This is a genomic window from Sorangiineae bacterium MSr11367 (genome assembly GCA_037157805.1).
Lineage (GTDB): Bacteria > Myxococcota_A > Polyangia > Polyangiales > Polyangiaceae > Pendulispora > Pendulispora rubella.
Genome location: CP089983.1, coordinates 581,068 through 603,720 on the forward strand (window position 1 = coordinate 581,068; position 22,653 = coordinate 603,720).

Below are 22,653 nucleotides of genomic sequence, written 5' to 3' on the forward strand. Positions count from 1 at the left end.
CTCCTTGCCGGAGGCTTACTGTAAATCGTAAGATTGTCGACAATCTTCTTTCCGTTGAACGGAGGCTCTCATGGCACATCTGTCGCCCCTGATTCGCCAGGCCACGCCGGTTCTTGCCGCGCGGGGTGAAGGCGTCTACCTCTACGACGAGGGCGGTCGTGCATATTTGGACTTCACAGCCGGCATCGGCGTGACCAGCACGGGGCACTGCCATCCGCGTGTCGTCGAAGCCACGCGGCGCCAAGTGGCCACGCTGATCCACGGGCAATTCACCACGGTGAAGCACAAACCGTTGCTCACGCTCGTGGAGCGCCTCGGTGAGGTGTTGCCGCCCGGCCTCGATTCCGTGTTCTTCGCCAACTCGGGCAGCGAGGCCGTCGAGGCCGCGTTGCGCCTGGCCCGGCAGGCCACGGGGCGGACCAACGTCGTCGTGTTCCATGGCTCCTTTCACGGGCGCACGATCGGCGCGGCGTCGATGACCACATCGGGCACCAAGTTCCGCGCCGGCTTTGCGCCCATCATGGGCGGCGTCACCGTGGCGCCGTTTCCCTATGCGTACCGTTATGGCTGGGACGAGGCGACCGCGGTCCGTTTCGCATTGCGCGAGCTGGATTACATCTTGGCGACGATCAGTGCTCCGCGGGAGACGGCGGCGTTCGTCATCGAGCCGGTGCTGGGGGAGGGGGGCTACGTGCCCGCGCCCAAGGCCTTTCTCGAGGGGCTGCGCGAGCGCGCCGATGCACACGGCATCCTGTTGGTCGTCGACGAAGTGCAGACCGGTTTTGGCCGCACGGGCAAGTACTGGGGCCACCAGCATGCCGCGATCCGCCCCGACGTGATCGTGACCGCCAAGGGGATCGCCAGCGGCTTCCCGCTGTCGGCCATGGCCGCCTCCGCCGAGCTCATGTCCAAGGCGTGGCCCGGCTCACAGGGTGGCACCTACGGCGCCAACGCCGTCGCGTGCGCCGCCGCCATTGCCACGCTCGACGTCATCCGCGACGAGAACCTGGTGGAGAACTCCGCGGTCATGGGCGCCCGGCTGCTCGAGGGGGCGCGGAGGATCGCCGCCAAGCATGCGCGCATCGGCGACGTGCGCGGGCTAGGGCTCATGGTGGGAAGTGAATTCGTGCTTCCCGACGGCAATCCCGATCCGGCGGCGGCCCAGCGCGCGCAGTCGTTTGCCACCGAGCGCGGGCTCTTGCTGCTGCTCTGCGGCGCATGGGGACAAGTCGTTCGCATGATCCCTGCGCTCGTCGTCGATGCGAAGCAGGTGGACGAGGCCCTGGCCATCTGGGCCGAGTCGGTGCGCGACGCCTTGGCGCAGTGACGATCAGCGCCCCCCGACGAGTCGATCGAGAGCGTCATCCATATGGGCTTGGATGGCGCTCATCAATTTGGTCTCGTCCCCATCCTTGAGGGCGCGCAAAATCGCGGCATGCTCCGTGGCTACGCGGGTGAGCGAGCCGTAGGTCTGCCCCAGGGTGGTGATGCACAGCCGCGTCTCGGTGAGAAAGGTCCGCGCCATGCGAATCAGGCGCGGGCTGCCCGAGGCCTCGACGAACGCCTCGTGAAATTGCATGTCCGCCGTGCTGAGGGCCATGCGATCGCCGCGTTTCGCCGCGTCGTTCATTTCGGCGAGGATGGGCTTGAGGCGCTTCACCGCGGCGGCCGCGTCCTTCGATAGGATGAGCGACGCCGCGGCTTGATCGATGGCCTTCCGCACCACGTAGAGATCGCGCACGTCATCGTCGTCGAGCTCCACCACGAAGAGGCCGCGGTTTCGTTCGCTGCGCAGGAGCCCCTCCTGAACGAGCCGCTGCATGGCTTCGCGCAGCGGTCCGCGGCTCACCCCGAGTTGGGCCGCGAGCTGCATTTCCACGAGCTGCGCGCCGGGCGCCAGCTCGCCGAGCACGATGGCCTCGCGCAGTTTCGAGGCCACGATGCTCGGGGTCGATTCGAACACCTGCGGCACGAGCACGCGGGTTGCGGGTTTGTCGTGCTGCTCGCGCTGGCTCATGCCCGCCCCTCCGCGTTCGCAAGCCGAAACAAGGCACCCATTTCCGTCCACGTGCGAAGCTCGCCCGCGAGGCGCAGGCCTTCCCAGATGCTCACTTGATTCGCGGTCAGCACCGGCTTGCCCACGCGCGATTCCAGCTCGTCGAGCCACGCAATCGAATGCAGCGCCGTGTCGGGGACGAGCAGCGCATCGGCCTCCGGGCGATCGCCCGCCGCCGCCAGGGCGAGCACCTGTTCGCGTCCGAGTGCCCCCGCATCCGCCGCGGTGGGCACGCCATTGCTGGACAGCGAGGTTACCTCCACGCCGCCACGCTGGAGGAAGTCGACGAACTTGCTCGACACGTCGTCCGGGTACGTGGCGGCCACGGCGACACGCCGTACCCCGAGGGCCTTCGCCGCGTGCACGAACGCGAACGACGTGCTGGAGGCCGGCACGCCGAGGAGCTTCGCCAGGCCGCGCACCTGCTCGTAAGCCCCATCCCAACCGAAGACGAAGCTCCCGCTGGTGCAGGCCCACACGACGGCGTCGGCCTCATCGCGAAGTTCCTCGGCGCCGGCCGCGAGCCGTTCCGGCGCACCCAAGTCGAGCAGCGCATCGACCCGGTGCGCGTCCTCGCCCACGGAGGTGTGCACCAGGTGAAGGCGAACATCCCCGCCGAGGCGCGCCTCCGCGCGGGGATAGTCGTCCTCAGCCCCATAGCCGGGGTACAAAAAGCCAACCCTCGTCATATCTTATGCTGCCTCCCGTTTCGTGATCTCGGCCTGCCTGACATTTCCCGTCCCGCGGAGCGATAAGCCGCGGGTTTCGGGTGAGAACCCCACGGCCACGAGGCCGATTGCGCACGTGGCCATCATATAGAACGCGGGCATCAGGTCGTTACCGGTTTTGTCGATCAGGTACGAGATGATCAAGGGCGCGGTTCCACCGAAGAGCGATGTCGCGAGGTTGTAGCTGATGGCAAACCCCGAATAGCGCACACTCGTGGGGAAGAGCGCGGGGAACGTCGCCGACACCGTGCCGAGCTGGAGGGAGAAGAGAAGCCCCAAGGCCACGAAGCCCACGAGGGCGAAGCCCCACCCCCGGCCCATGAGCAGAAACGCCGGCACCGATAAGAGCAGAATGGCACCGCCCGATGCGTACCATAAGGGCTTGCGCCCGACCCGATCGGAAAGCCTTCCCGCGAAGGTGACGGCACCGAGCATTCCGACATAGGCCGCAATGGTCACGAGCAGCGCGCTGTTCGACGACAGATGCAGCGGGCCTTTCAGGTACTCGGGCATGTACGTGAGCAAGGTGTAATCGACGCCGTTCAGCATGATGACCATGCCCATGCAAACGAGGATGGGCCGCCAATGCCCGAACAGCGCGGAGAACGGCGAGGCCGCGTGCGGTGTCGGCGGTTGCGACTCCGCGAGTTCGCGGAACACGGGGGTGTCCTCCAGTTTGGACCGCAGGTAGAGACCGACCCCGCCCAGTGGCCCCGCGAGCAAGAACGGAATGCGCCAGCCCCACGATTCCATGGCCAGATCGCCGAGCACGAAGTGCGTGGCGGCGACCACGGCGGCTCCGAAAATGTAGCCCGACAACGTACCGAATTCGAGGAAGCTGCCGCAGAAGCCTCGCTTGTCGTCGGGCGAATATTCGGCCATGAACGTCGCCGCCCCGCCGTATTCACCGCCGGTGGAGAAGCCTTGCACGAGGCGGAGCGCGATGAGAAGCACCGGCGCGGCCGCCCCGAGCGTGCGGTACCCCGGAAGCAAGCCGATGAGAAACGTGCACGCCGACATGACGATGATGGTGAGCGCGAGGATCTTCTGCCGCCCGAGGCGGTCGCCGAGCGGGCCGAAGACCATGCCGCCGAACGGTCTGACCACGAACGACACGGCGAAGACGCCGTAGGCGGAAAGCAGGGATACGACGGGATCGTCCGAGGGAAAGAAGACGCGCCCCATCGTCCCGGCGACGAAGGCGTAAATTCCGTAGTCGTACCATTCGGTGGCATTTCCCATCGCCGAGGCGGCAATGGCGCGTCGCAAAATTTCGCGATCCCGATTGTCCATGGCAACCTCCCGAGTTCAATTCGTCCCGACCATGAGCAAACTCTGGCCCGGACCGTTGGCCCGCAGTGAGAGCGCGCGCAGCGCAGCCCACATGGTGACTTGGTTCGCGGTCAAAATGGGTTTGGCGAGAGCCGCTTCGAGCGGCGCAATCACATCGTAGGTGGGCACGTTCGTACAGCTCACGAACACCGCCTCGGCGCGTGGATCGTCGCACGCGAGGATCATGTCGGCGACACGCGCGTAATCGACGGTCCAAATGTCGTGGGTGAGGGAAAGGTCGTGGCTTTTGACGACGTCGACCTCGGCCTCGCCCAGGAACGAGCATAGCCGCTCGGTCACTTCCGGCACATAGGGCGTGGCCACCGCCAGCCGCTTGATTTCCAGTGCGGAGAGCGCCTCGAGGAGTGCCCCCGAGGTGGTGATGGCGACGGGCGCGCCGGTTTCGTGCATGGTCGCGGACAGGTAGCGCTCACCGAGCCGCCCGTGCACGAAACTGCCCGAGGTACAGGCATACACCACGGCCGACGGCCGAACGGTGACCAACGAATGAACCCCCTCGATCACCGCGGCGGCATCGCTCACGGTTTCCGCCATTTCGATGCCGACCGGCATGGAGAAGTACGGTGTGCGCGTGGTGTGCAATGTGATGCCGTCCGGCGCCCAGCGCCATAGCTCGTGATCCAATGCGAAGTCGTAGGGCGCGACCACGCCGATCCCACGGCGCGGATTCGGTCCCGGCGGAATGGCCAGGGCCGCCATTAGACTTCGTGCCGGGTGTAAATGAGCCGCTCGCCCACGCTTCCCGAGCGCCAAACGTCGTTGCAGGCGGTGGCCATGGCATCGAGATTCTCGACGATGGATGCGTACACGTTGCCGACGACCCAGCCGACGTCGCCGTTCAAAAGCAGATTGTTGCGGCCGTAGAAAATGGCCAAATCGATGAGGCTGGGCAGGTTCTCGATGCCTTTTTCCTGCTTGAAGCGGCGATCGAGCATTCCCGCGGCAAAGGAGAAATAGACGACGTCGCCCGGTATGGGGGTGACCGTTGGATTCTCGATGCCTGGCTCGTCGTCGGCGAAACGAGGCACCATCGTGTACACTTCGTTTCGCGCGTATTTCGCGTGGTATGCGTCACCCGCGAGCGGCAACGCCTTCCACACGGCGTTGCACGAGCGCGGAGCGTCTTCGTCGAGCAAGCGCGCCACGCAGGACACACCGCGCTTTTCCAGTGTGATCTTCATGAATCGGGGCATGATGCCTCCTTGGTAGATTGTTGACAATCATACAAGAGGCCGGTAGCCTGTCAACCAATGCACACCGATCCGGTATTCCTCTCCGCGCGCTCTCTCTTGGATGCGTACCGCAGCGGGGCACTTTCGCCCGTGGAGGTGGTGCGCGCCGTGCTCGCGCGCATCGAGAGCGAGAACCCTCGGGTCAATGCCTTTTGCCTGATCGCCCACGAGGAAGCCCTCGAGGCCGCGCGGGCCTCCGAGGCGCGCTGGTGCCAGGGCCAGCCATGCGGCGTTTTGGACGGCGTACCCGTGTCCATCAAGGACATTCTACTCACGCGGGGCTGGCCGACGTTGCGAGGATCGTTCGCCGTGGATGCCAGCCAGCCGTGGAACGAAGATGCACCGAGCGTTGCGCGTTTGCGTGCGGCGGGCGCCATCTTCGTGGGCAAAACGACCACGCCGGAATTGGGCTGGAAAGGTGTAACCGATTCACCGCTCACCGGCATCACGCGCAATCCCTGGGATGCATCGCGCACCGCGGGAGGTTCGAGCGGCGGTAGCGCGGCGGCCGTGGCATTGGGCATGGCACCCCTTTCCTTGGGGACCGACGGCGGCGGATCGGTGCGTATTCCCGCGGGCTTCTGCGGCATCTTCGGCCTCAAGCCGACCTACGGGCGCGTTCCGCTGTATCCGACGAGCCCATTCGGCACGCTGTCGCACGTGGGGCCGATGACCCGCACCGTGGAGGACGCGGCGCTCATGATGGACCTGCTTTCGCGGGCCGACAGCCGCGATCCGTCGGCCTTGGAGCCGCCGCACGCCTCCTTCGTGGAAAGCCTCGCGCTGGACCCGTCGCGCCTGCGCATCGCCGTGAGTCCCCGCCTCGGGTACGTGAAGAACGTGCACCCGGACATCGAGGCCGCCGTCCTGCGCGCGGGGGAAGTCTTCGCGCGGCTGGGCGCGGTGGTCGAGCAGGTCGATCCGGGGTTCCGCGATCCCGTGGAGGCTTTTCATACTCTGTGGTTCGCGGGGGCGGCCAAAGCGGTCGAGGCGCTCGATCCGCGGCGCCTCGATCGTCTGGATCCGGGGCTCGTCGAGATCTGCGAGGAGGGCCGGCGCATCAGCGCGATGCAGTACCTCGATGCCATGGCCGTGCGCACGGCCTTGGGGCAACGCATGGGGCGCTTCCACGAGACGTACGACGTGCTGCTCACCCCGACCTTGCCCATTCCCGCCTTCGAGGCAGGACGCGAAGCCCCCGAGGGAGCTCCTTCGCCGCGGTGGACCGGATGGACTCCGTTCACGTACCCCTTCAACATGACGCAGCAACCGGCCGCGAGCATTCCTTGCGGTCGCACCTCCGAGGGGCTGCCCATTGGGCTTCAAATCGTGGGTGCGCGCTACGCCGATGCCAAGGTCCTCGCCGTGAGCCGCGTCTACGAGCAAGCTGCAGGGTAAAATTTAATACACCAGGTGCATTAAAAATAGTACACCAGGTGTACTATGACGCGTGCACGTGATCCGATCGCGTTCATCGAGACCTTCGCCGGCCTCTGGCGACTGCTCATGGACGTTTCCGACGAGACGTACACCGACGAGAAGCTCTGGAGCACGCAGGTGTGGTTCCTGCGCTACATCGGCCAGCATCCCCGTATTTCGCAGGCCGATCTCGCGCGGGCGACCGATACGGCGCCGACGTTGACGGGGCGTCTCTTGCAGACGCTGCTCGATCGCGGGTTGGTGCTTCGTAAACGCAGCAAGGAAGATCGACGCGAGTACGTTCTCGAGCTCGCCGCCGAAGGGCAACGTACCCGCCGGCGCGTGGAAAAGCAGCGTGCGCGCTTCGCCGCGCGCGTGGTCGGGGTGCTCGACGAGCGAGATCTTCAGGATTTCGAGCGGATCGCAAAGAAGCTCTTCGATGCGTTCCTGCCCAGCAACCCCTCGAAGGAGGATTGAATCATGGCGAAACGAATGGCAATCAACGGCTTCGGCCGTATCGGGCGATGCATCGTGCGGGCACTGTTCGAGCGAGGTGTGTCGGATCTCGAGCTCGTCGCGCTCAACGATCTGACCAACGCCGAAACGCTCGCGCACCTCTACAACTACGATTCGGTCCACGGGCGCGCGAAGCATCGGGCCACGCCCCAGGAGGGCGGTCTCGTCATCGGCGGCAAGCCGATTCGGGTCGCAGCCGAGAAGGATCCGGCCAAGCTTCCATGGAGGGAGCTCGGTGTCGATGTGGTGCTGGAGTGCACGGGGCTGTTCACCGACAAGGACAAGGCAAGTGCGCACCTCGGCGCGGGCGCGCGAAAGGTCATCATCGGGGCTCCGGCGAAAGGGCACGATGTGACCATCGTTCTCGGCGTCAACACCGAGTCGTACGATCCGGCGAAACACACCGTTATTTCGTGCGGGTCGTGCACGACCAATTGCCTCGCGCCGGTCGCCAAGGTCCTTCTCGACGGCTTCGGTCTCGAGCGCGGTCTCATGACGACCATGCACGCGTATACGAACGACCAGGTGCTCCTCGACCTTCCACATCGCAAGGGCGATCTGCGCCGATCGCGTGCGGCCGCGCAGAACATCGTGCCGACGTCCACCGGGGCGGCCAAAGCTTTGAGCGAGGTGATTCCCGCGCTCGCGGGCAAGTTCGATGGACGCTCGATGCGTGTGCCCACCATGGATGTCTCGCTGGTCGATCTCACCTTCGAGAGCTCGCAGCCGCTGACCAAGGACGCGATCCACGCCGCCATGCGGGCAGCCAGCGAAGGGCCGATGCGGGGCATCCTTGGCTACACCGAAGAGCCACTCGTCTCGAGCGATTACCTCGGCGAACCGCGCTCCGCGGTGTTCGACGCCACGCTCACCCAGGTGCTCGGCGAGCGCTTCGCCAAGGTTTTCGCCTGGTACGACAACGAGTGGGGCTTTTCCAATCGCATGATCGAGCTCGCCCAACTCGTTTAGGCCCGGGCTGTGGCACGATAGTGCCATGATCGACGAGCCCAACGAGCAAGGGATCTACGACTACCCGGAGGATACCTCGCGGCGATTGCCCATCTTCGACGCGCAGCACGGCGGTCCTCAATTCTTCGTCGAGGGCTGGCACAATTACTTCACGTGGGCATGGCAAGCGTCCGCGACGGCGCTCCCCCTGAGCGCCATGCATTGCCTCCCGTGGGGCCATTACGTCATCACGGTCTTCCACAAGCGCTGCATCTTCGATCGAGGCCGGCTCGTCGTCGAATGGCCGGATCTCACCGCGGCGGAGTATCGCGCGCTCACCCAGGCCGCGCCCGAAGAGACCATTTCCTTGGATGGCCAAGACTCCACCAAGGAGGACTTTACGTGGGATTGGAGCGTGGTGGAACCGGAGTCCGACCCTACGAGGAGGCGGTCCCCATTGCAGGTACGCCGAGGGGCCAATCGTTACGCCGACGCGAAGGCGAAAGCCGAGCAGCTCTCGCGCTACGAGGAGACGCTTCTCATGGTGACGCGCAAGGTCGCGGTGACGAGCATGTACTGACCTGCGGAGACCCGTATGTAGGCTCAGAGCAGCGCGATGTCGACGCGGCGGTCTTGGGCCCAGCTCGATTCTTCCGTTCCCGTTGCATCGAGTTTGCCGCGCGACGTTTCGACCAACTTGGCTTTTTCGACGCCCAGCTGCGAAAGGTAGCCTGCGACCGTGTCGGCGCGGTGTGAGCCCAGTGCAAAATTGTATTCGACCTCGCCGCGTGAATCTGCGCGACCAATGAGCTTCAGCGAGCGCCCTTTGAGCGGACCGGTCGTGACGCATTTCGCGACTTGGTCGAGCACGGCTCGGTCTTCCGGCTGAAGGTCGTGGTCGTTGTAGGCGAACTTCGGTGCGCTCTCGGTCTTGTTGATCACGATGTTGCACGCGGCCATGAGGTCACCCGATACCGCGACGCCGGGGCCTTTGTACGGAACCGCAGGCGGGGGCGGGGGCGCGGCTTTGGGGACCTCGGCCACGGCAGGGCGGGGAGCCGGCTCGCTAGCGCATCCATTGATGAGGAAAAGCGGCAGGGCGAGCATCGGCAGAGCGAAACGCAAATGTGAATGCATGCGAACCTCCGTAGACGTTGGCGACTTCGTTGCCCGCGATGGCCGTCGAATTCATTTTCAATGGAATGCGATCGTGACGGAATAATGTAGCTCGAGATGGGCGTTGACGGCGAGCATTACGGAACCTATTAGTTCCGGAACGAAAGAGGTCTGCATGATTCAGGACCCGCTCAGCTCGACATTTGCAGCGCTTGCCGATCCCACACGCCGGGCCATCCTCGAACGGCTGCTCGAAGGCGAAGCCTCCGTGGGAGAGCTTGCGGAGCCTTTTGCCATGACGGTTCGCGCGATATCGAAACACGTAGCCGTGCTCGAGGCCGCGGGGCTCGTCGTGCGCGGGCGCGATGCGCAACGCCGGCCGAGTCGCATCCGTGCAGAGCCTCTCGCGGCCGTGGACCACTGGTTGGAAACTTACCGCGGGCTATGGAACGCGCGCTTCGATCGACTGAACGAACGACTCAAGACAAAGGAGAAACACGATGACTCAAACAAGGGAAAACGAGTCCGCCGGGAATGAGATCCGCATCGTCCGCACGTTCGACGCCCCGCGCGAGCGGGTGTTTCGCGAATGGATCGAGCCCGAGAGTGTCGCCGCCTGGTTCGCGCCCGACGGCTACGAGGTGACCGCCTCGGAAACGGAGCCCCATCCTGGCGGGAAGTGGAAAGTCCACTTCGTCTCGACGAAGAAGGGCAACGGCTATACCGAGTTTGGCGAATACATCGAAGTCCATGCCCCCGAAAAACTCGTATTCAGCCTCACCCAGCGGGCGGACGACGGTTCCTCGGGGCCGAGAACCGTCGTCCGCGTGCACCTCGCCGACATGGGCTTACGCACGGAGATGACCTTCGTGCAAACTGGATTCACGTCGGCTTCCCAGCGCAATGGCAATGCCGAGGGCTGGGGCGAGTGCTTCGGCAAACTCGAGCGGCAGCTCGCCGCTAAAACGTAATCTCCTCGGGGGCCATCGTAAGGAACTCCGGTGCAGGCCCGGCCTGTCCGTTGCGGCCGTCCCTGCCGCTTTGTCCGGATTGGCCCGAGCGGCCGCTGTCGGGATAGCATTTGCGCTTGCTGTCCGATCCACCATATCCACCGGAGCCGCCGCTACCTGCGTATCCGCCATCGCCGCCGTCGCCGCCGCGGTTGTCGACGCGCACCAAGTTGGCCAGCTCCGGACGCGAGGCATCGATGTGCACGGTGACCGCGCCGCCTGCACCGCCGTCGCCACCATCGCCGCCGTCGCCGCCATTTCCTCCGTCGCCACCGCGGCGGCAGGTGCCGCCGCTCTCGCCGGAACGCCCGTCTTCACCCGATCCGCCGCGGCCACCTTTGCCACCGCGGTTGATGATCGTGATTTTGCCCGATGTGGGATCCACGAAGTACGTCACCGTGTGATTGTCACTCGGGCGAACGACGCGAACGGCGGCGAGCGTCCCGCGCTTGGGTGTCTGCACCAACTTGACGTAGGCGTTGACGGCCGTTGCATCATTTCCATGTTGGCCATGGCCACCGTGGTGCCCGGTGCTTCCGCGCGAAGAAAACGCGGCGAGCACGGAGAAGAAGCTCACGTCTTGGTCACCGTACGATCCGGTAGCCCCGGCCGGTGCGCTGAACATGGCACCCTGGTGGCAGGCGAAGTTGGGCGCGAGCTCGATGGTGCCCTTGGCGGCCATGTTCTTCTGCATGGCCACGTCCAAGGTGACGTTCTTTTCGAGCGCGGGGGTGACGTCGTCGTTCGGGACGAATGCCACCTCCAGCTTGTCCGACCTCACTTGCCCCATGGACGGGCTCACCGCCCACACGAGTTCCGCCGCGTCGAACTGGGCGGAGCGTTCGCTGGTAAGGGTCGATCGCACGCTCCCATCATCCATTTTGGCCTGCACGGCGAGTTTGGTTTCACCCGTCGGACAGAAATAGGCTCCTTCGAACGATACGACCTCGAGGTGTTTGACCTTCGATGCATCGATGGCGGGGATCCCGCAGCCAGTCACTCCAAGCAAAAGAACCGCCGCCATGGTGGCGGAGGTACATCCAGCCGATTTATTCACGATGCCGGTATGTATTGCACCATTCGAGCCACTGCGTGTTTCCATGCGCGGCGTGCGCCGAAGGCTTCGCGCCGGCGCGCCGTTCGCGTGGTGGCATAGCAACAGCTGTCGCGTCGCGACAAGGACCGGCAATCCGTGCCAGCCACCACGAAAAGGGCGCCACGCTCTCCGAGCCTAGGGCTCCAAACCGTAGGCGCGCACGATGGTCTCCTCCACCATGTTGCCCTGCGTATCGACCGACTTGGCGCGCAGCGAGACGAACGAGGCATCGTTCGGATGATGCACCAACGCCAGCCAGCCATCGGACTTGGGTACCAGCCGCGTGGCCTGCCACGTCTCACCGTCGTCGTAGGATACGTCCACCGTGAGCTCTTCGACATCGCCCGCCGATGAATCGTGTTGGCGTTGGACGTAGAGCGGCACGAAATAAGGCCGTCCTTTGGGCGCACGTCCGCGTTCATCGAGATCGGGCACAAATCGCACCGCGGATACGGGCTGCCTCCGGAAATCTTCCGCCGCGGGCACGGTGTCCGAGCGAAATGTCCACGCGGCGGAGATCTTCGTGGTCGGTGAGATGCTCGCGGGAAGGGTCACCTCCCGTTCGAGCCGGAATGTCGCCGGACCCGGTTCGACGTCGACCTCGAGTGAACCCGCGCTCTCCGCCACCTTATGGCCGTCTCGAAACAACGTGGTCCGCGAGGAATCGGATCTCGCGCCCCCAGCGTGCTCGGCGATTGCATCGCTGAAGATGGGAATGCTCGCGAAGAAACTGTCGCCACGCCGTATCAGCCATCGATTGATTTGCCTGGCAAAGCCAGGGCCGAACACCCCCGCGTTCCAGTGCTCGTGGTAGCTGTGCCCAGCGTCGTAGTGGAGGAATGACGATTCTTGCTCGCTCTCCAGGAGGGAAAATGGAAACGGCGCGCTATTGACCGGAAACTGAGACAGCCATGTGCTCCAGGTCATGGGGCCGGTCGACGAGTATTCCGTGCGCGTGGACGGCGTCGAGGCGACGAACGCGCATTCGTTGAAGGCGAAGCCACGGTCCATGCCGTCGGGCGAATCGTCACCGTGGAAGCAGGAATGCATCGCCCACTTGTCCCCTGCGGGCGCGTCATAACGGGCGGTCACGGTGGCAAGCTCGGAGCGTCGCACGTTCCACTTCAGTCCCGTGGGGAAGTGCCCATAGGAGGGATGAGAAATGCGATAAACGTACGGGCTGTCGAAGAATTCCAACCAGCTGAACTCACCGGCCGGGGGCGATGGGTTTGGCTCGGCCCACGTTGAATTGAACGATGCCATGAATTCTTGCTTGGAAACGTCTGGCCCGAGCTGCGCGGTGAGCAAAACATCCGTCGGAGCGTCCGCCTGAATGCGGCTCAGCAACATGTAGTGCTCCGCCAATTCTCGATCGATTTCAATACTTCGGCTCGCGATGCGGGCCGTCCGATGCGGGACTGTTATGTCGACCGGCTTGGCCCGCGCCACGTCGAACACGACCGTAGATTCACCAGTCACCGACAGCAGCGGTTGCATGAGCAACGTTCGGTCGACGTGGCCATCCTTCGCCGTGTCGTTGCTGAGGGCACCGGCGGTGTAACGCCCTTTTGGGAGCCTGAACATCGCCTTGCCCGACGCATCGTAGGCGACGCATCCGAACGCCCCACCCGGCGCGGCGCAACCCGCGAAGTCATGGCCCACTCCATAGATGAACACATTGGAGTCCGACTGAGTTGCGCCCGGGCGGCCGACGTACTGGAGCGCGACATCGTAGCTCTCGACCTCGCGGGTGACGCTCGCGAGGGTGCGCAGTTCGTGTGCGCTCGCGGTGGCCACCAAGGATCCGCCGTACGTGCCGTCTACGCCTTGAACGCGCGTATCGGTCGTCAACGTGGCTTGCGCCTCGCCATGGGCGGGCACGATCAGCGAGGTGGGACGGACCGAGAACATCGCCTCCGGGGCTGGACGTCCGTCCGGTCCCGATATTTGAACACCGAGTTGCACGGTGATCGGACTTTCGCCCGTGTTGCGGTACGTTACGGTTCGCTCGATGGGCTGGTCATCGTCGTGCGGCCAGCGCTGGATGCCAAAGTTCAGATTCGCCGACTCGGCGAGGAGCTGCTGGTGAATCGCCTGGGCGACGTCGACGCGTCCACTGCCCTGTTCGAAGACGGACAGCTCTGGATTGCGCTTGGCCGATCCGATGAGCGCCGCCTTGATTTGCGCGCCCGACCAATCCGGATGCTGCGACGCCATGATGGCGGCGGCACCGGCTACGTGCGGTGCCGCCATGGACGTGCCATTGAGCCGCACGTAACTCGTGCCCACCGGCTCACCAATCTGGCCATGTTGGCTGCGCGCTGCGACGATGCCGATACCCGGCGCCGTGATCTCCGGCTTGACCCCGTCGTCTCCGATACGAGGTCCTCGGCTCGAGAAATCAGCCAGCCGCTCGGCGCCATCCACGGCTCCCACCGCCAGCGCTGCATCGGCACTGGCGGGGGAAGAGACCGTCCGCGCTCCGAATGCGCCGGAGTTGCCTGCGGAGATCACGAACAGTGCGCCATATTCCGCCGAGAGGTGATTGACGGCTTCTTCCAACGGCGTGCATCGAGCTTTCCCGATGTGACCAACGACATCGCATCGCTCGGAACCACGGTGATCTCGCCGCGCACGACCCGCGTGTCGAAGGCGATGTGCTTGCGTCCTGGTCCGGCATCGATGTCCACCAGACTTTTTCCTGCGACTCGACGCACGATGACGCGGTCGCCTGTCACCAACGTGACCGAGTCGGTCGTCACGCCATTGTCCGCGCCGCGCTGCAGTTCTTCGAGTCGCGTGCGTGTGTCTGCTACCGTCGAGTCTCGAGAACAGCTCAATAACGACACGATCGCGAGCGACGACAGTCCGCCCAACCGTCGCCAGATATGCCTATCGAACGATACGGAAGACCAACGTGCGGTCATCTGACTCCTCCTCACGCGACCCGTTGAAAGCAGTCGGATTCGAGAGAATCTAGTGTTCGTCGGCCAGCCGAGCAAGGAGAGAGTTATGGTCGATTGCGACAAATTGACATGATATCGAAATTGCCTGCGAATAATCGATTTTCGAAGTTGGCACTTCACGCCATGGCTGCACCTCGGGAGACGGCGCGTCACGCATGCAAGTAGACCAGGACGGCGCGCACGGCTTCTTCCTTGGCGGCGGCGAGGGACATGCGGGGCGGGCGCCGGAGGACGACGCCGTGGGAGAGCGCCTCGATCATCTGGGTGAGGACGAACAGCTTTCGTTCGAGGTCGCCCGATACGGCAAGCTCCTTCGGGCGAGAGGCAATGGCCAATCGAAGGGCGCCATGAAGGCGCTTCTCGAAATCGCGCGCCACCTCGGCGCCGTGGGGAGCGCCGGTGGAGAGAAGCTCGTGCAATGCAGGATCGATGGCGTGTACTTCGATCATCGCCTCGACCAAGGCGCGGACCACGTCGTCGAGAGGCGAGGTGGCGTGTTCGACGAGCGTGCTCTCGACCAGCCGGCTCGATTCTTCGATGTGGCGATTGAACAACGCCGTGAAGAGTGCAGCCTTGTTGGGGAAGTATTGATAAATGGACCCGATGCTCACACCGGCAACCTGGGCAATATGATTCGTGGTCAGCCCTCCCGCACCATCGCGCTTGAGCACTTTGGCCACGGCATCGAGCACCGCATCGACCGTCTCCCGAGAGCGGCGCTGTTTGGGCTCGCGTCGAGCCGGTTTTCCTTTTCGCTTCGCGTTCGTCGGGGGCATGCTCCTTGAAATCTGAGCAAACCTACAAGAATGTGCAAGCTGCTTCGGGTGTTTGCTGCGGCGTGCGCCGATCATCTCGCATCGGGTGCCAAGACCGCCGACGAGCTGGGCCGCCTCACCGACACGCACGGGCCCACCGTGCACCGGCTTTTGCGCGCACTCGGTGACATTGGCATCTTCGAGGAGCGGGAGGGGCGATTCTCGAATACGGCCCAATCGGAGTTGCTCCGTACCGATCATCCCAGCTCGCTGCGACCGGCGGCGCTGTTCATGTGCCACGATAGCATCTTCACCACGTGGGCCAACATCGATTACAGCCTGAAGACCGGCAAACCCGCCTTCGATCATCTCTATGGGACGGGATTCTGGCACTACATGAAAACCCACCCCGAAGTCGGGGCCTTCTTCGACGCGACGATGGCCTCGTACACCTCGTCTCAAATCGAAGCGGTCCTCGATGCGTACGATTTTTCGGGCATTCAGAGGCTGTGCGACGTCGGCGGTGGCCAGGGGCGGATGCTCTCGGCCATCCTGGCGAAGTATCCGGCGATGCGCGGAATCCTCTTCGATCAGCCGCAGGTGATTGCCGGCGCCGCTCCAACCCTCGAGCGAGCGGGCGTCTCGGCTCGATGCGAATCGGTTGGCGGCAGCTTCTTCGAATGCGTGCCCGCCGAGGCCGATGCCCATCTTCTAAAAGCGATCATCCACGATTGGAACGACGAGGACTGTGTGCGCATCCTCCAATCCGTGAGGCGCGCCTCCACGGCCGGGCAAAAGCTCCTCGTGATCGACGCCGTCGTGCAGGCGAATCACGCGCCGGGCCACGCCCTCGACCTCAACAAAATGGTCGACCTGGTGATGCTCCTCTTCACGCCAGGTGGCCGCGAACGCACCGAGCGCGACTTCGATGCGCTCCTGCGCGCTTCGAACTTCGAATTGGTGCGCGTGCTGCCGACTCAGTCGCCAATCAGCATCGTCGAAGCACGCGCAAAATAGCCGCCGGCGGACGACGAATTCGTCGCCGGCAGGCCGTCCTCACTTGGCGAAATAGGTGGTCGCGCGCTTCTGACCTTTGGCCGTAATCTTTTTGCCCGACAGCGCATCCTTGATCGGACGGGGGAGCTCCTTCGGGGCAAGCGACAGTTTTTCGCGAATCTGCTCTGCGCGCAGACCCGTCGGATTTTTCTTCAGCAGAGACACGATCTTCTCGACGACGACGCCGATCTCGTCGTCGGAGCGGCGGTGCAGACGACCATTGCCGCCCTTTCGTTCGGGCGCTGCAGCCGGCGCAGCGACGCGTCCCTTGCTTTTCGCGGCAGGGGCGGCACCGGTGACCACAGCGACGGCGGCGGCCGGGCGACCGCGGCCTCCACCGAGAACCTCGTCCAGCGGGGCGCTTCGGATGGCGCTGAGCACGTCACGGGCGAAAGTTTCGGCGAGCCTGGTCATTTCCGTTCTTAGATTCATAGCGCGCGAACCTATTCATATGCGCTCGCGCGTCAAGTATCTAATGGGCCAAACCGAGTTTCTGGCGGAAGGTGGTGATGTCGGTAAAGATGGAATCGCCACCGAACGCCAAGCTAGCCAGGGTGCGTTGTGCCGCATCTTCGTGGCCAAATCCGCAGGCATCGCGAACGATGACCGGAATCAACCCCAAATCGGTCGCGTGGCGCACAGTGGGTTCGATGCCTACCTCGAGTGCAACGCCGACGATGGCCACGGCTCGAATTCCGCAATCACGAAGTGCCATGGTGAGCGGTGTCCCCTCGAAAGCGGACATGGCGAGCTTGTCGAAAATGGCTTCGCTGGGGCGCGGCTCGAGCTCGGGCACGATGGGAAATGCGGGCGAATCGCGCAGAAACCACGGCTTTACCAGCTCGGGCTTTTCCACGCGCTGCCACCTCATGGCCATTCGGTACTGAAATGAACCCATGAGTTCCCGCGGCAACGAAAGGTGGCGCGTGTAAAAAATGCGCATGTTCACCTGACGGGCGGCCTCGAGGACTTCACCCACCCCGCTGAGGATTTCTTTACTATTTTTCACTTGGCGGACGATTCCGACCTGCATGTCGTAAACGAGAAGCGCCATCTCCCGCGGGTTGCATACGTCGTCGAGCGAGTGCGGGATGCTGAGTCCGAAGGCTTCGTGCATGATGACCAGGGAATAACTTCGGATCGAGGAATTCGTCGAATCGATTGTTTTCATACGAGGCATCGATTCGATCGATACTTGAGGCATGCTCCTCCACGGTATCGACACGAATCTCATCGTTGCCCTCAGCGCGTTGCTTCAGGAACGCAATGTGACGCGGGCTGCGCGGAAGGTCGGGCTCGGTCAATCCTCGATGAGCCATGCGCTGGCGCGCCTCCGGGCCCACTTCGGCGATCCGCTTTTGGTCCAAGCGGGCCGCACGATGGTGCTCACGGAACGTGCCAAGGCATTGATCGGGCCCGTGGAGGCGGCCATCGCGCAGTTCGAGCGCGTCTTCTCGAGCCGCGAAACCTTCGATCCGAGGACCTCCGAACGAACCTTTCGCATCGTCGCCACGGACAATCTGGAGCTTTATCTCTTGCCGAAGCTCATGCCGGTGCTCGCGCGGGAGGCACCCAAGGTGGATTTGCGGTTTCACCACCTTCCAGCGAACTGGATCGAGGCACTTCAGCGCGGCGATTGCGATCTCAAGTTGGGTCGCAAGTACGCGGTCGATCCTTCGCTGCATCGTCAGGATCTGCTCGAGGAACGGTTCGTGTGCGTGCTTCGAAAAGGGCATCCGCTCGCGGGGCGAAAGCGCCTGACCCTGGCGGAATACGCGGGCCTCTCGCACGTGGTCGTGTCACCGGCTGCGGCGCTCGGCGATTCGGTGACCGGGTTGGTGGACGAGTTGCTGCGCAAGCATGGTGCGAAACGGCGAATTGCGTTGAGCGTTCCCAATTTTCTCGTCGCCCCGTTCGTCGTCGCCGCCCATGATCTGGCGTTGACCGTGTCGGCGCGCTTGATTGGCTCGTTCGAGCGATCGCTCCGCCTGCGTGTCGTGGAGCTTCCCCTTCGAATGGCCACGTACACGTTGAATCAGGTTTGGGCCGAACGCGCCCACTCGGACGATGGCCATCAATGGCTTCGCCAGACCATCGCGCGCACCTTGGCCGGGGCCTGACCGAGGTCGAGCCGAATGCTCATGCGACGTGGTGCCCGGCGCGCCGGAGCGCCTGCACTGCATCGTCCCGCCGCGCTTCGGGGACGAGCACCACGTCCGCCTCGAACGTGGAGCCGACGAAGACGGAGATGCCCGCATCCTTCAACGGCACGAGCAAGGCGCTGAGCATGCCGGTCGCCTCCAACTCGTGTGCGGTGTCTCCACTGTAGAGGGCCAACCACGCTTGGGCCGGCGCGGCCTCCGCATGACGCACCACGGTCAGCCCGTCCGGCGCCCGCACCATCACCAGCCAGTCGACGTCCACGGGCGGCACGTGCCCCGTGGGATGGTGGTCAATCTGGAAACGTCCAGGAAGAAAGCGCAATCGCTGAGACGAGGTACCCATCATCGCCATGTAGGGTGTCGTTTTCATCTTGGGAACGCCACCGGTGTTGACAACTAAAAGATTAGTACTAAGGTCTTAGTCATCAACGACTACCATGCGCTCAGCGCGGGGGTGCTTGTTCATGCAAATTCGAATCATGTTCGCGCTCGTCCCGGCGTTCGCCGTCATCGCCTGTGGCGGAGCGCAAACCGCGCCCCACACACCGGAGTCGCGGTCGGTCGAAACCCATTCCGAAACGATCCAGCTGGCCAGCGGCGGCAATATGCACGATTTCGACTTTCTCGATGGCAATTGGACGGTAACGCGGCGCCGTCTCAAAGTTCGCGGCGTCGGGAGTCGGGATTGGGAAGAATACGTCGGTACGACCAAGACGACGCAGTACCTCGGCGGCATGGTCTCCGTCGAGGAAAGCGTATCGCCCTCGAAGGGCTCCGCCGGCGTGACCCTCAATGTCTTCAACCCGGAAAAGCGTCAATGGTCCATCTACGAGATCAACGGCAAAGCCGGCAAACTGGAGCCGCCGAACGTGGGCGGCTTCACCGGCACCCGCGGCGAATTCTACGGCGACGACGAAGACAACGGCCGCCCCATCAAAGTGCGCTACATCTGGCTCAAATTGAGTCCCGACTCCGCCCGCTGGGAACAATCCTTCTCCTACGACAACGGCCACACCTGGGAAACCAACCGCACCAGCGCCTTCACCCGCGCGCGCTGACGCCGAAGCGATCGCGGTAGGCGGTGGGCGGAATGCCGAGGCGGCGGATGAAGGCCCGGCGCATGGTCTCCTCGTCGCCGAATCCGCAGGCGTCGGCGATTCGTTTGACCTCGCTGTCGCCGGTTTCGAGGTGACGGCATGCGGCTTCGACGCGGAGGTCTTGGACCAATTTGGCGGGGGTGCCGCCGTGCCAGCGGGTGAAGTTGCGGGCGAAGGTCCGGGGGCTCATGCCGACCGATTTGGCGAGGCCTTCGACGCTGAGATCTGTGGCGAGGTGATTCAGGATCCAGGCTGGGAGATCGGCTATTTTGGAGTGGGAGGAGCTCGCGTCGAATCGCGTCTGGGCGGCGAGAACGCTGCTGAACTGTGCTTGGCCCCCGGAGCGGTGGAGGAAGATGACCATCTCTTTGGCCACCCCGAGGCTGATTCGTCGCCCGTGATCGTCCTCCACCAGGGCCAATGCGAGATCGATTCCCGCGCTCATGCCGGCCGAGGTCCAGATGCGGCCGTCTCGGAGGTAAATCGGATCGAGCTCCACCCGCGCCTTGGGATACAGGGCCTGCAGCCGTTCGATCTCGCACCAATGGGTCACGACGCGCCGCCCATCGAGCAGCCCCGCCGCGCCCAGCAGAAAGGCACCCTTGCACACGGTGCACGTGCGCCGCGCTTTTTTCGCCGCGCGGCGTATCCAACGCACGAGCGCCGCATCGCGAGGGAGCGATTCCGCCGTGGGCCCACCCACCACGAGGAGCGTATCCAGCCTCGCTACGTCGATGGCATCGAGCGGCTGCGTCGACACGACGATGCCGCAGCTCGTGCGGATGGGACCACCTGCCTCGGACAGAAAGACGAGATCGTATCCGCCGTCCTCACCAAGCTGGTAATTGGCGACGCTGAACACCTCGGCGGGCCCATTGAGGTTCAGCGCAAGGGCATGATCGACGAGTACGAAGGCTATCGTGCGGCGGGTGACGCGCTTTTTCATGGGCGTGTCAGAAAATGAGGGCAGTACCCCATATCTGACAAGCCCAATGTGAGCCCGCCACCCCGCTCAATCGGCCTGCCGGCCGCAGCTTAGAACGAATACCCCAGTGCAAAGAGGAAGCGCGGACGAACGCCGCCACCTGCGACGACGGAGCTGGCGAGGTTCAGGTTGTCCGTGTTGATGTCCTCACTGGTCTTGGTGTACTGCAGGCCGAATCCACCGCCGACCACGATGCCCGGTCCGATGACCGCTTGTCCGCCGATGTCCAGGGCGGCGCCGTAGCTCAAAAAGGAGTCGCTCGATTTGGGCTGCGACGCGCCGGTGTCGCCCGCACTCTGGCTGTACGAAGCAAAGAGGAGCGAGGGGCCGACGAAGAAACCGCTCGCGCCTTTGCTGCCGGTATAGAATCGATAACCAAGTTCGCCGCCGAAGCCGTTGAGCGAGCCGGCGTCGACGTCCTGTCCGTTGATGCTGACGGTGACCGGGACGTGCGCGAAGAACGGATTCAGCGTAATGGCATGGTGCGGCAGCGGGAGGTATTCGCCTTGGATGCTGTAACGCCCGATACCGATGGCCAGCGGATTGATGGCGAGGGCCACCCGCTTGAAATCGGAGCCTTCACCCTCGGCTCGCGGGGCATCCTTGGGAGGCGGGGTCGCCTCCTGCGCGCTCGCGGGGAGACTGAAGAGGACACCGACCGAGGACAAAAGGAGTGCAGCGAGGAGCGGCGAACGGCGAGAACGCATGAGAACCTCCGAAGAAAGCGATGGAATGTCGCGTTGTGTGGAGGGTTGGACTCACGCATAGCGAGCCTATTCAAACTTCGTTGCGTCGGCGTGATTTGCATTAGCTTCTTTGATAACGATGCAAACCACGCCAATTCGATGGAAACTGTCGTTCTCACGGCGGTGAATCAGCGCCGCGATGTCGCGTTGAGTGGCGTCACCGGAACGGGGCGGACATCGCGTTCAACAGGCTATTCGAGGCGTCGTCCTCCGAGAGCTCCCACATGAAGGTGCCCAGGAGACCATTCTGTTTGGCGAATTGCGCCCGGATGCCGATGGACTGCGGATTCTCGTAGCTGGCGAATTTGCGCTCCGCGGCATTGTAGAGCCACGGCGACTGCGCCACGGGATGCCAGTATTGCTTCCACGCCGGATTGCTCAGCAGCGGCTGGATGCTCTTCCACGCGCCGACGTCGAAGGTGCTCGCTTTGGCCTGATAAAGCCCATGGTTGGGCCCCTCCTGCTGGACCACGAACCCGCGCCCGTAGAAGGGGACACCCAGCACGAGGCGCTCCGCCGGAACGCCATTTTGCCGGTAGTACGCCACGGCATTGGTGACGTTGTTCCACTTCCGCATCGGCTGACCCAGCGGATCCTCGGCCACCTCGCCCATCGGCGCGTTGAAGGTGGCTACCGAAGAGAACCCGGTGCCCATGTCATAGGTCATCAAATTGATGAAATCGAGAACTCCGCCGAGGGCGCGCAGGTCGAAGCTCGCCGCAGGGTCATACGGCCCATCGGTCTGCAACCTTCCCGCGGGAAGAGCGGCGGTCACCAAGTATTTTGCACCGCGCTGGCTGCCCAAGTTGTCGAGCTGGCGGCGGAACTCCTTGGACAAGAGCGTCATGTTCTGCTTGTCCTCGGGCCGGTCGGTGATTTCGACCGGCCCGCCCGAGACCGGGAACTCCCAATCGAGGTCGACGCCGTCGAAGCTGCCGCGGTAGCGCGTGAAGAACGTATCGAGGCAACTGGTGACGAATCGCTCCCGGGACGTCTGGGTGAGCGCTGCGTCGGAGAAGCCACCGGCACCCCACCCGCCAATCGAGATCAACGTGCGCAACTTCGGATATTGCCGTTTCAGCGTCGCGAGTGCACTGAAATTGGCATCGGCCCCTCCAGGGGCCACGCATCGGCCATTTTGGATGGTCGCAAATGCATAAAACAAATGCGTAATCTTGTTGGCGGGAATCCGTGATACCGGATACGAAGAACTTGCCCATCCCGCGTAATAGGCACCGATGACCGGAGTCGGCGCTGCCAGCGGCGCGTCGTCCGAAGCAGCATTCGGTTCGTCGCCAGCGCAAGCGGCAGTGGTGGCGGCCAGCACGAGGGAGAAAAGTCCGATGGCGCGAAGGCTGTATTTCATGCCCGGGGACGTTAGCATCCGATTGATGATGCTCGTCATTTATCGT

26 protein-coding genes and 1 pseudogene are annotated in these 22,653 nt (G+C 63.8%); 12 read left to right on the forward strand and 15 right to left on the reverse strand.

Going from position 1 to position 22,653, the window contains the following annotated elements; all coding sequences use genetic code 11:
- Positions 1–70 precede the first annotated feature (70 nt).
- Positions 71–1,327, forward strand: coding sequence for an aminotransferase class III-fold pyridoxal phosphate-dependent enzyme (locus tag LVJ94_02410; GenBank protein WXB06116.1), 1,257 nt, complete (start codon positions 71–73; stop codon positions 1,325–1,327).
- Between the two features lie 3 nt (positions 1,328–1,330).
- On the opposite strand, the gene LVJ94_02415 is transcribed toward LVJ94_02410, so the two are convergent.
- From LVJ94_02415 to LVJ94_02435, 5 genes are read right to left on the reverse strand one after another with little or no spacing between them, the layout of a single operon-like run.
- Entirely contained in the window at positions 1,331–2,017 is a 687-nt protein-coding gene (locus tag LVJ94_02415) for a GntR family transcriptional regulator (protein ID WXB06117.1), read from the reverse strand.
- On the reverse strand, positions 2,014–2,745 hold the full coding sequence (locus LVJ94_02420; GenBank protein ID WXB06118.1) for a hypothetical protein: 732 nt from the start codon (positions 2,743–2,745) through the stop codon (positions 2,014–2,016). Before LVJ94_02420 ends, LVJ94_02415 begins: the two co-directional genes overlap by 4 nt.
- A gap of 3 nt (positions 2,746–2,748) precedes the next feature.
- A complete protein-coding gene (locus LVJ94_02425; GenBank protein WXB06119.1) occupies positions 2,749–4,077 on the reverse strand; it encodes an MFS transporter in 1,329 nt (442 codons plus the stop codon).
- Positions 4,078–4,092: 15 nt separating this feature from the next.
- A complete protein-coding gene (locus tag LVJ94_02430; GenBank protein WXB06120.1) occupies positions 4,093–4,836 on the reverse strand; it encodes a hypothetical protein in 744 nt (247 codons plus the stop codon).
- Complete coding sequence (locus LVJ94_02435; protein WXB06121.1) at positions 4,836–5,330, reverse strand: DUF3830 family protein; 495 nt, start codon at positions 5,328–5,330, stop codon at positions 4,836–4,838. The genes LVJ94_02430 and LVJ94_02435 overlap by 1 nt, the downstream gene beginning before the upstream one ends.
- A gap of 57 nt (positions 5,331–5,387) precedes the next feature.
- On the opposite strand from LVJ94_02435, the gene LVJ94_02440 reads away from it, so the two are divergent.
- Genes LVJ94_02440 through LVJ94_02455 form a run of 4 tightly spaced genes read left to right on the forward strand, consistent with a single transcriptional unit; the run spans position 5,388 to position 8,832 of the window.
- A complete protein-coding gene (locus LVJ94_02440; GenBank protein ID WXB06122.1) occupies positions 5,388–6,767 on the forward strand; it encodes an amidase in 1,380 nt (459 codons plus the stop codon).
- Positions 6,768–6,812: 45 nt separating this feature from the next.
- Positions 6,813–7,265, forward strand: coding sequence for a MarR family transcriptional regulator (locus LVJ94_02445; GenBank protein WXB06123.1), 453 nt, complete (start codon positions 6,813–6,815; stop codon positions 7,263–7,265).
- A gap of 3 nt (positions 7,266–7,268) precedes the next feature.
- Positions 7,269–8,273 (forward strand): type I glyceraldehyde-3-phosphate dehydrogenase, encoded by a 1,005-nt coding sequence (gene gap, locus LVJ94_02450; GenBank protein ID WXB06124.1) that lies wholly within the window; start codon positions 7,269–7,271, stop codon positions 8,271–8,273.
- A gap of 25 nt (positions 8,274–8,298) precedes the next feature.
- Positions 8,299–8,832 carry a hypothetical protein gene (locus tag LVJ94_02455; protein WXB06125.1) on the forward strand — a complete coding sequence of 178 codons (534 nt, stop codon included), beginning with the start codon at positions 8,299–8,301 and terminating at the stop codon, positions 8,830–8,832.
- A 23-nt stretch (positions 8,833–8,855) separates the two neighbouring features.
- Here the strand turns inward: LVJ94_02455 and LVJ94_02460 are convergent, their stop codons facing one another.
- Positions 8,856–9,389 carry an OmpA family protein gene (locus LVJ94_02460; protein WXB06126.1) on the reverse strand — a complete coding sequence of 178 codons (534 nt, stop codon included), beginning with the start codon at positions 9,387–9,389 and terminating at the stop codon, positions 8,856–8,858.
- 154 nt (positions 9,390–9,543) lie between these two features.
- On the opposite strand from LVJ94_02460, the gene LVJ94_02465 reads away from it, so the two are divergent.
- The 4 genes and pseudogenes from LVJ94_02465 to LVJ94_02480 all read left to right on the forward strand — a co-directional run bounded on the left by LVJ94_02465 (position 9,544) and on the right by LVJ94_02480 (position 11,304).
- A complete protein-coding gene (locus LVJ94_02465; protein WXB06127.1) occupies positions 9,544–9,906 on the forward strand; it encodes a metalloregulator ArsR/SmtB family transcription factor in 363 nt (120 codons plus the stop codon).
- Positions 9,869–10,339 carry an SRPBCC domain-containing protein gene (locus LVJ94_02470; protein ID WXB06128.1) on the forward strand — a complete coding sequence of 157 codons (471 nt, stop codon included), beginning with the start codon at positions 9,869–9,871 and terminating at the stop codon, positions 10,337–10,339. Before LVJ94_02465 ends, LVJ94_02470 begins: the two co-directional genes overlap by 38 nt.
- Before the next feature lie 128 nt (positions 10,340–10,467).
- Positions 10,468–10,653: pseudogene (locus tag LVJ94_02475) on the forward strand (energy transducer TonB).
- 255 nt (positions 10,654–10,908) lie between these two features.
- Positions 10,909–11,304, forward strand: a complete 396-nt coding sequence (locus LVJ94_02480) for a hypothetical protein (GenBank protein ID WXB06129.1) — start codon at positions 10,909–10,911, stop codon at positions 11,302–11,304.
- 305 nt (positions 11,305–11,609) lie between these two features.
- Here LVJ94_02480 and LVJ94_02485 read toward each other — a convergent pair whose 3' ends face one another.
- The 3 genes from LVJ94_02485 to LVJ94_02495 form a co-directional block, all read right to left on the reverse strand.
- Positions 11,610–14,036 carry a S8 family serine peptidase gene (locus tag LVJ94_02485; GenBank protein WXB06130.1) on the reverse strand — a complete coding sequence of 809 codons (2,427 nt, stop codon included), beginning with the start codon at positions 14,034–14,036 and terminating at the stop codon, positions 11,610–11,612.
- Entirely contained in the window at positions 13,985–14,314 is a 330-nt protein-coding gene (locus tag LVJ94_02490; protein ID WXB06131.1) for a hypothetical protein, read from the reverse strand. The genes LVJ94_02485 and LVJ94_02490 overlap by 52 nt, the downstream gene beginning before the upstream one ends.
- A gap of 275 nt (positions 14,315–14,589) precedes the next feature.
- Entirely contained in the window at positions 14,590–15,216 is a 627-nt protein-coding gene (locus LVJ94_02495; GenBank protein WXB06132.1) for a TetR/AcrR family transcriptional regulator, read from the reverse strand.
- A gap of 30 nt (positions 15,217–15,246) precedes the next feature.
- Between LVJ94_02495 and LVJ94_02500 the strand changes: the two genes are divergently transcribed.
- A complete protein-coding gene (locus tag LVJ94_02500; GenBank protein WXB06133.1) occupies positions 15,247–16,212 on the forward strand; it encodes an SAM-dependent methyltransferase in 966 nt (321 codons plus the stop codon).
- A 39-nt stretch (positions 16,213–16,251) separates the two neighbouring features.
- Here LVJ94_02500 and LVJ94_02505 read toward each other — a convergent pair whose 3' ends face one another.
- Together LVJ94_02505 and LVJ94_02510 are read right to left on the reverse strand one after the other, a co-directional pair.
- Positions 16,252–16,665 (reverse strand): hypothetical protein, encoded by a 414-nt coding sequence (locus tag LVJ94_02505; GenBank protein ID WXB06134.1) that lies wholly within the window; start codon positions 16,663–16,665, stop codon positions 16,252–16,254.
- Between the two features lie 58 nt (positions 16,666–16,723).
- Positions 16,724–17,368, reverse strand: a complete 645-nt coding sequence (locus tag LVJ94_02510) for a cysteine hydrolase (protein WXB06135.1) — start codon at positions 17,366–17,368, stop codon at positions 16,724–16,726.
- Positions 17,369–17,453: 85 nt separating this feature from the next.
- On the opposite strand from LVJ94_02510, the gene LVJ94_02515 reads away from it, so the two are divergent.
- The gene (locus LVJ94_02515; protein ID WXB06136.1) at positions 17,454–18,371 is read left to right on the forward strand and encodes a LysR family transcriptional regulator; all 918 of its coding nucleotides are present in this window, start codon (positions 17,454–17,456) and stop codon (positions 18,369–18,371) included.
- 19 nt (positions 18,372–18,390) lie between these two features.
- Here the strand turns inward: LVJ94_02515 and LVJ94_02520 are convergent, their stop codons facing one another.
- Positions 18,391–18,783 (reverse strand): ACT domain-containing protein, encoded by a 393-nt coding sequence (locus tag LVJ94_02520; GenBank protein ID WXB06137.1) that lies wholly within the window; start codon positions 18,781–18,783, stop codon positions 18,391–18,393.
- 94 nt (positions 18,784–18,877) lie between these two features.
- Between LVJ94_02520 and LVJ94_02525 the strand changes: the two genes are divergently transcribed.
- Complete coding sequence (locus LVJ94_02525) at positions 18,878–19,471, forward strand: hypothetical protein (protein ID WXB06138.1); 594 nt, start codon at positions 18,878–18,880, stop codon at positions 19,469–19,471.
- Here LVJ94_02525 and LVJ94_02530 read toward each other — a convergent pair.
- From LVJ94_02530 to LVJ94_02540, 3 genes are all read right to left on the reverse strand, one after another.
- Positions 19,455–20,456, reverse strand: coding sequence for a DJ-1/PfpI family protein (locus tag LVJ94_02530; protein ID WXB06139.1), 1,002 nt, complete (start codon positions 20,454–20,456; stop codon positions 19,455–19,457). The two genes, LVJ94_02525 and LVJ94_02530, sit on opposite strands and share 17 nt — an antisense overlap.
- An 89-nt stretch (positions 20,457–20,545) precedes the next feature.
- Complete coding sequence (locus LVJ94_02535) at positions 20,546–21,202, reverse strand: hypothetical protein (GenBank protein WXB06140.1); 657 nt, start codon at positions 21,200–21,202, stop codon at positions 20,546–20,548.
- Between the two features lie 196 nt (positions 21,203–21,398).
- Positions 21,399–22,607, reverse strand: a complete 1,209-nt coding sequence (locus tag LVJ94_02540) for a glycoside hydrolase family 18 protein (GenBank protein WXB06141.1) — start codon at positions 22,605–22,607, stop codon at positions 21,399–21,401.
- Between the last annotated feature and the right edge of the window lie 46 nt (positions 22,608–22,653).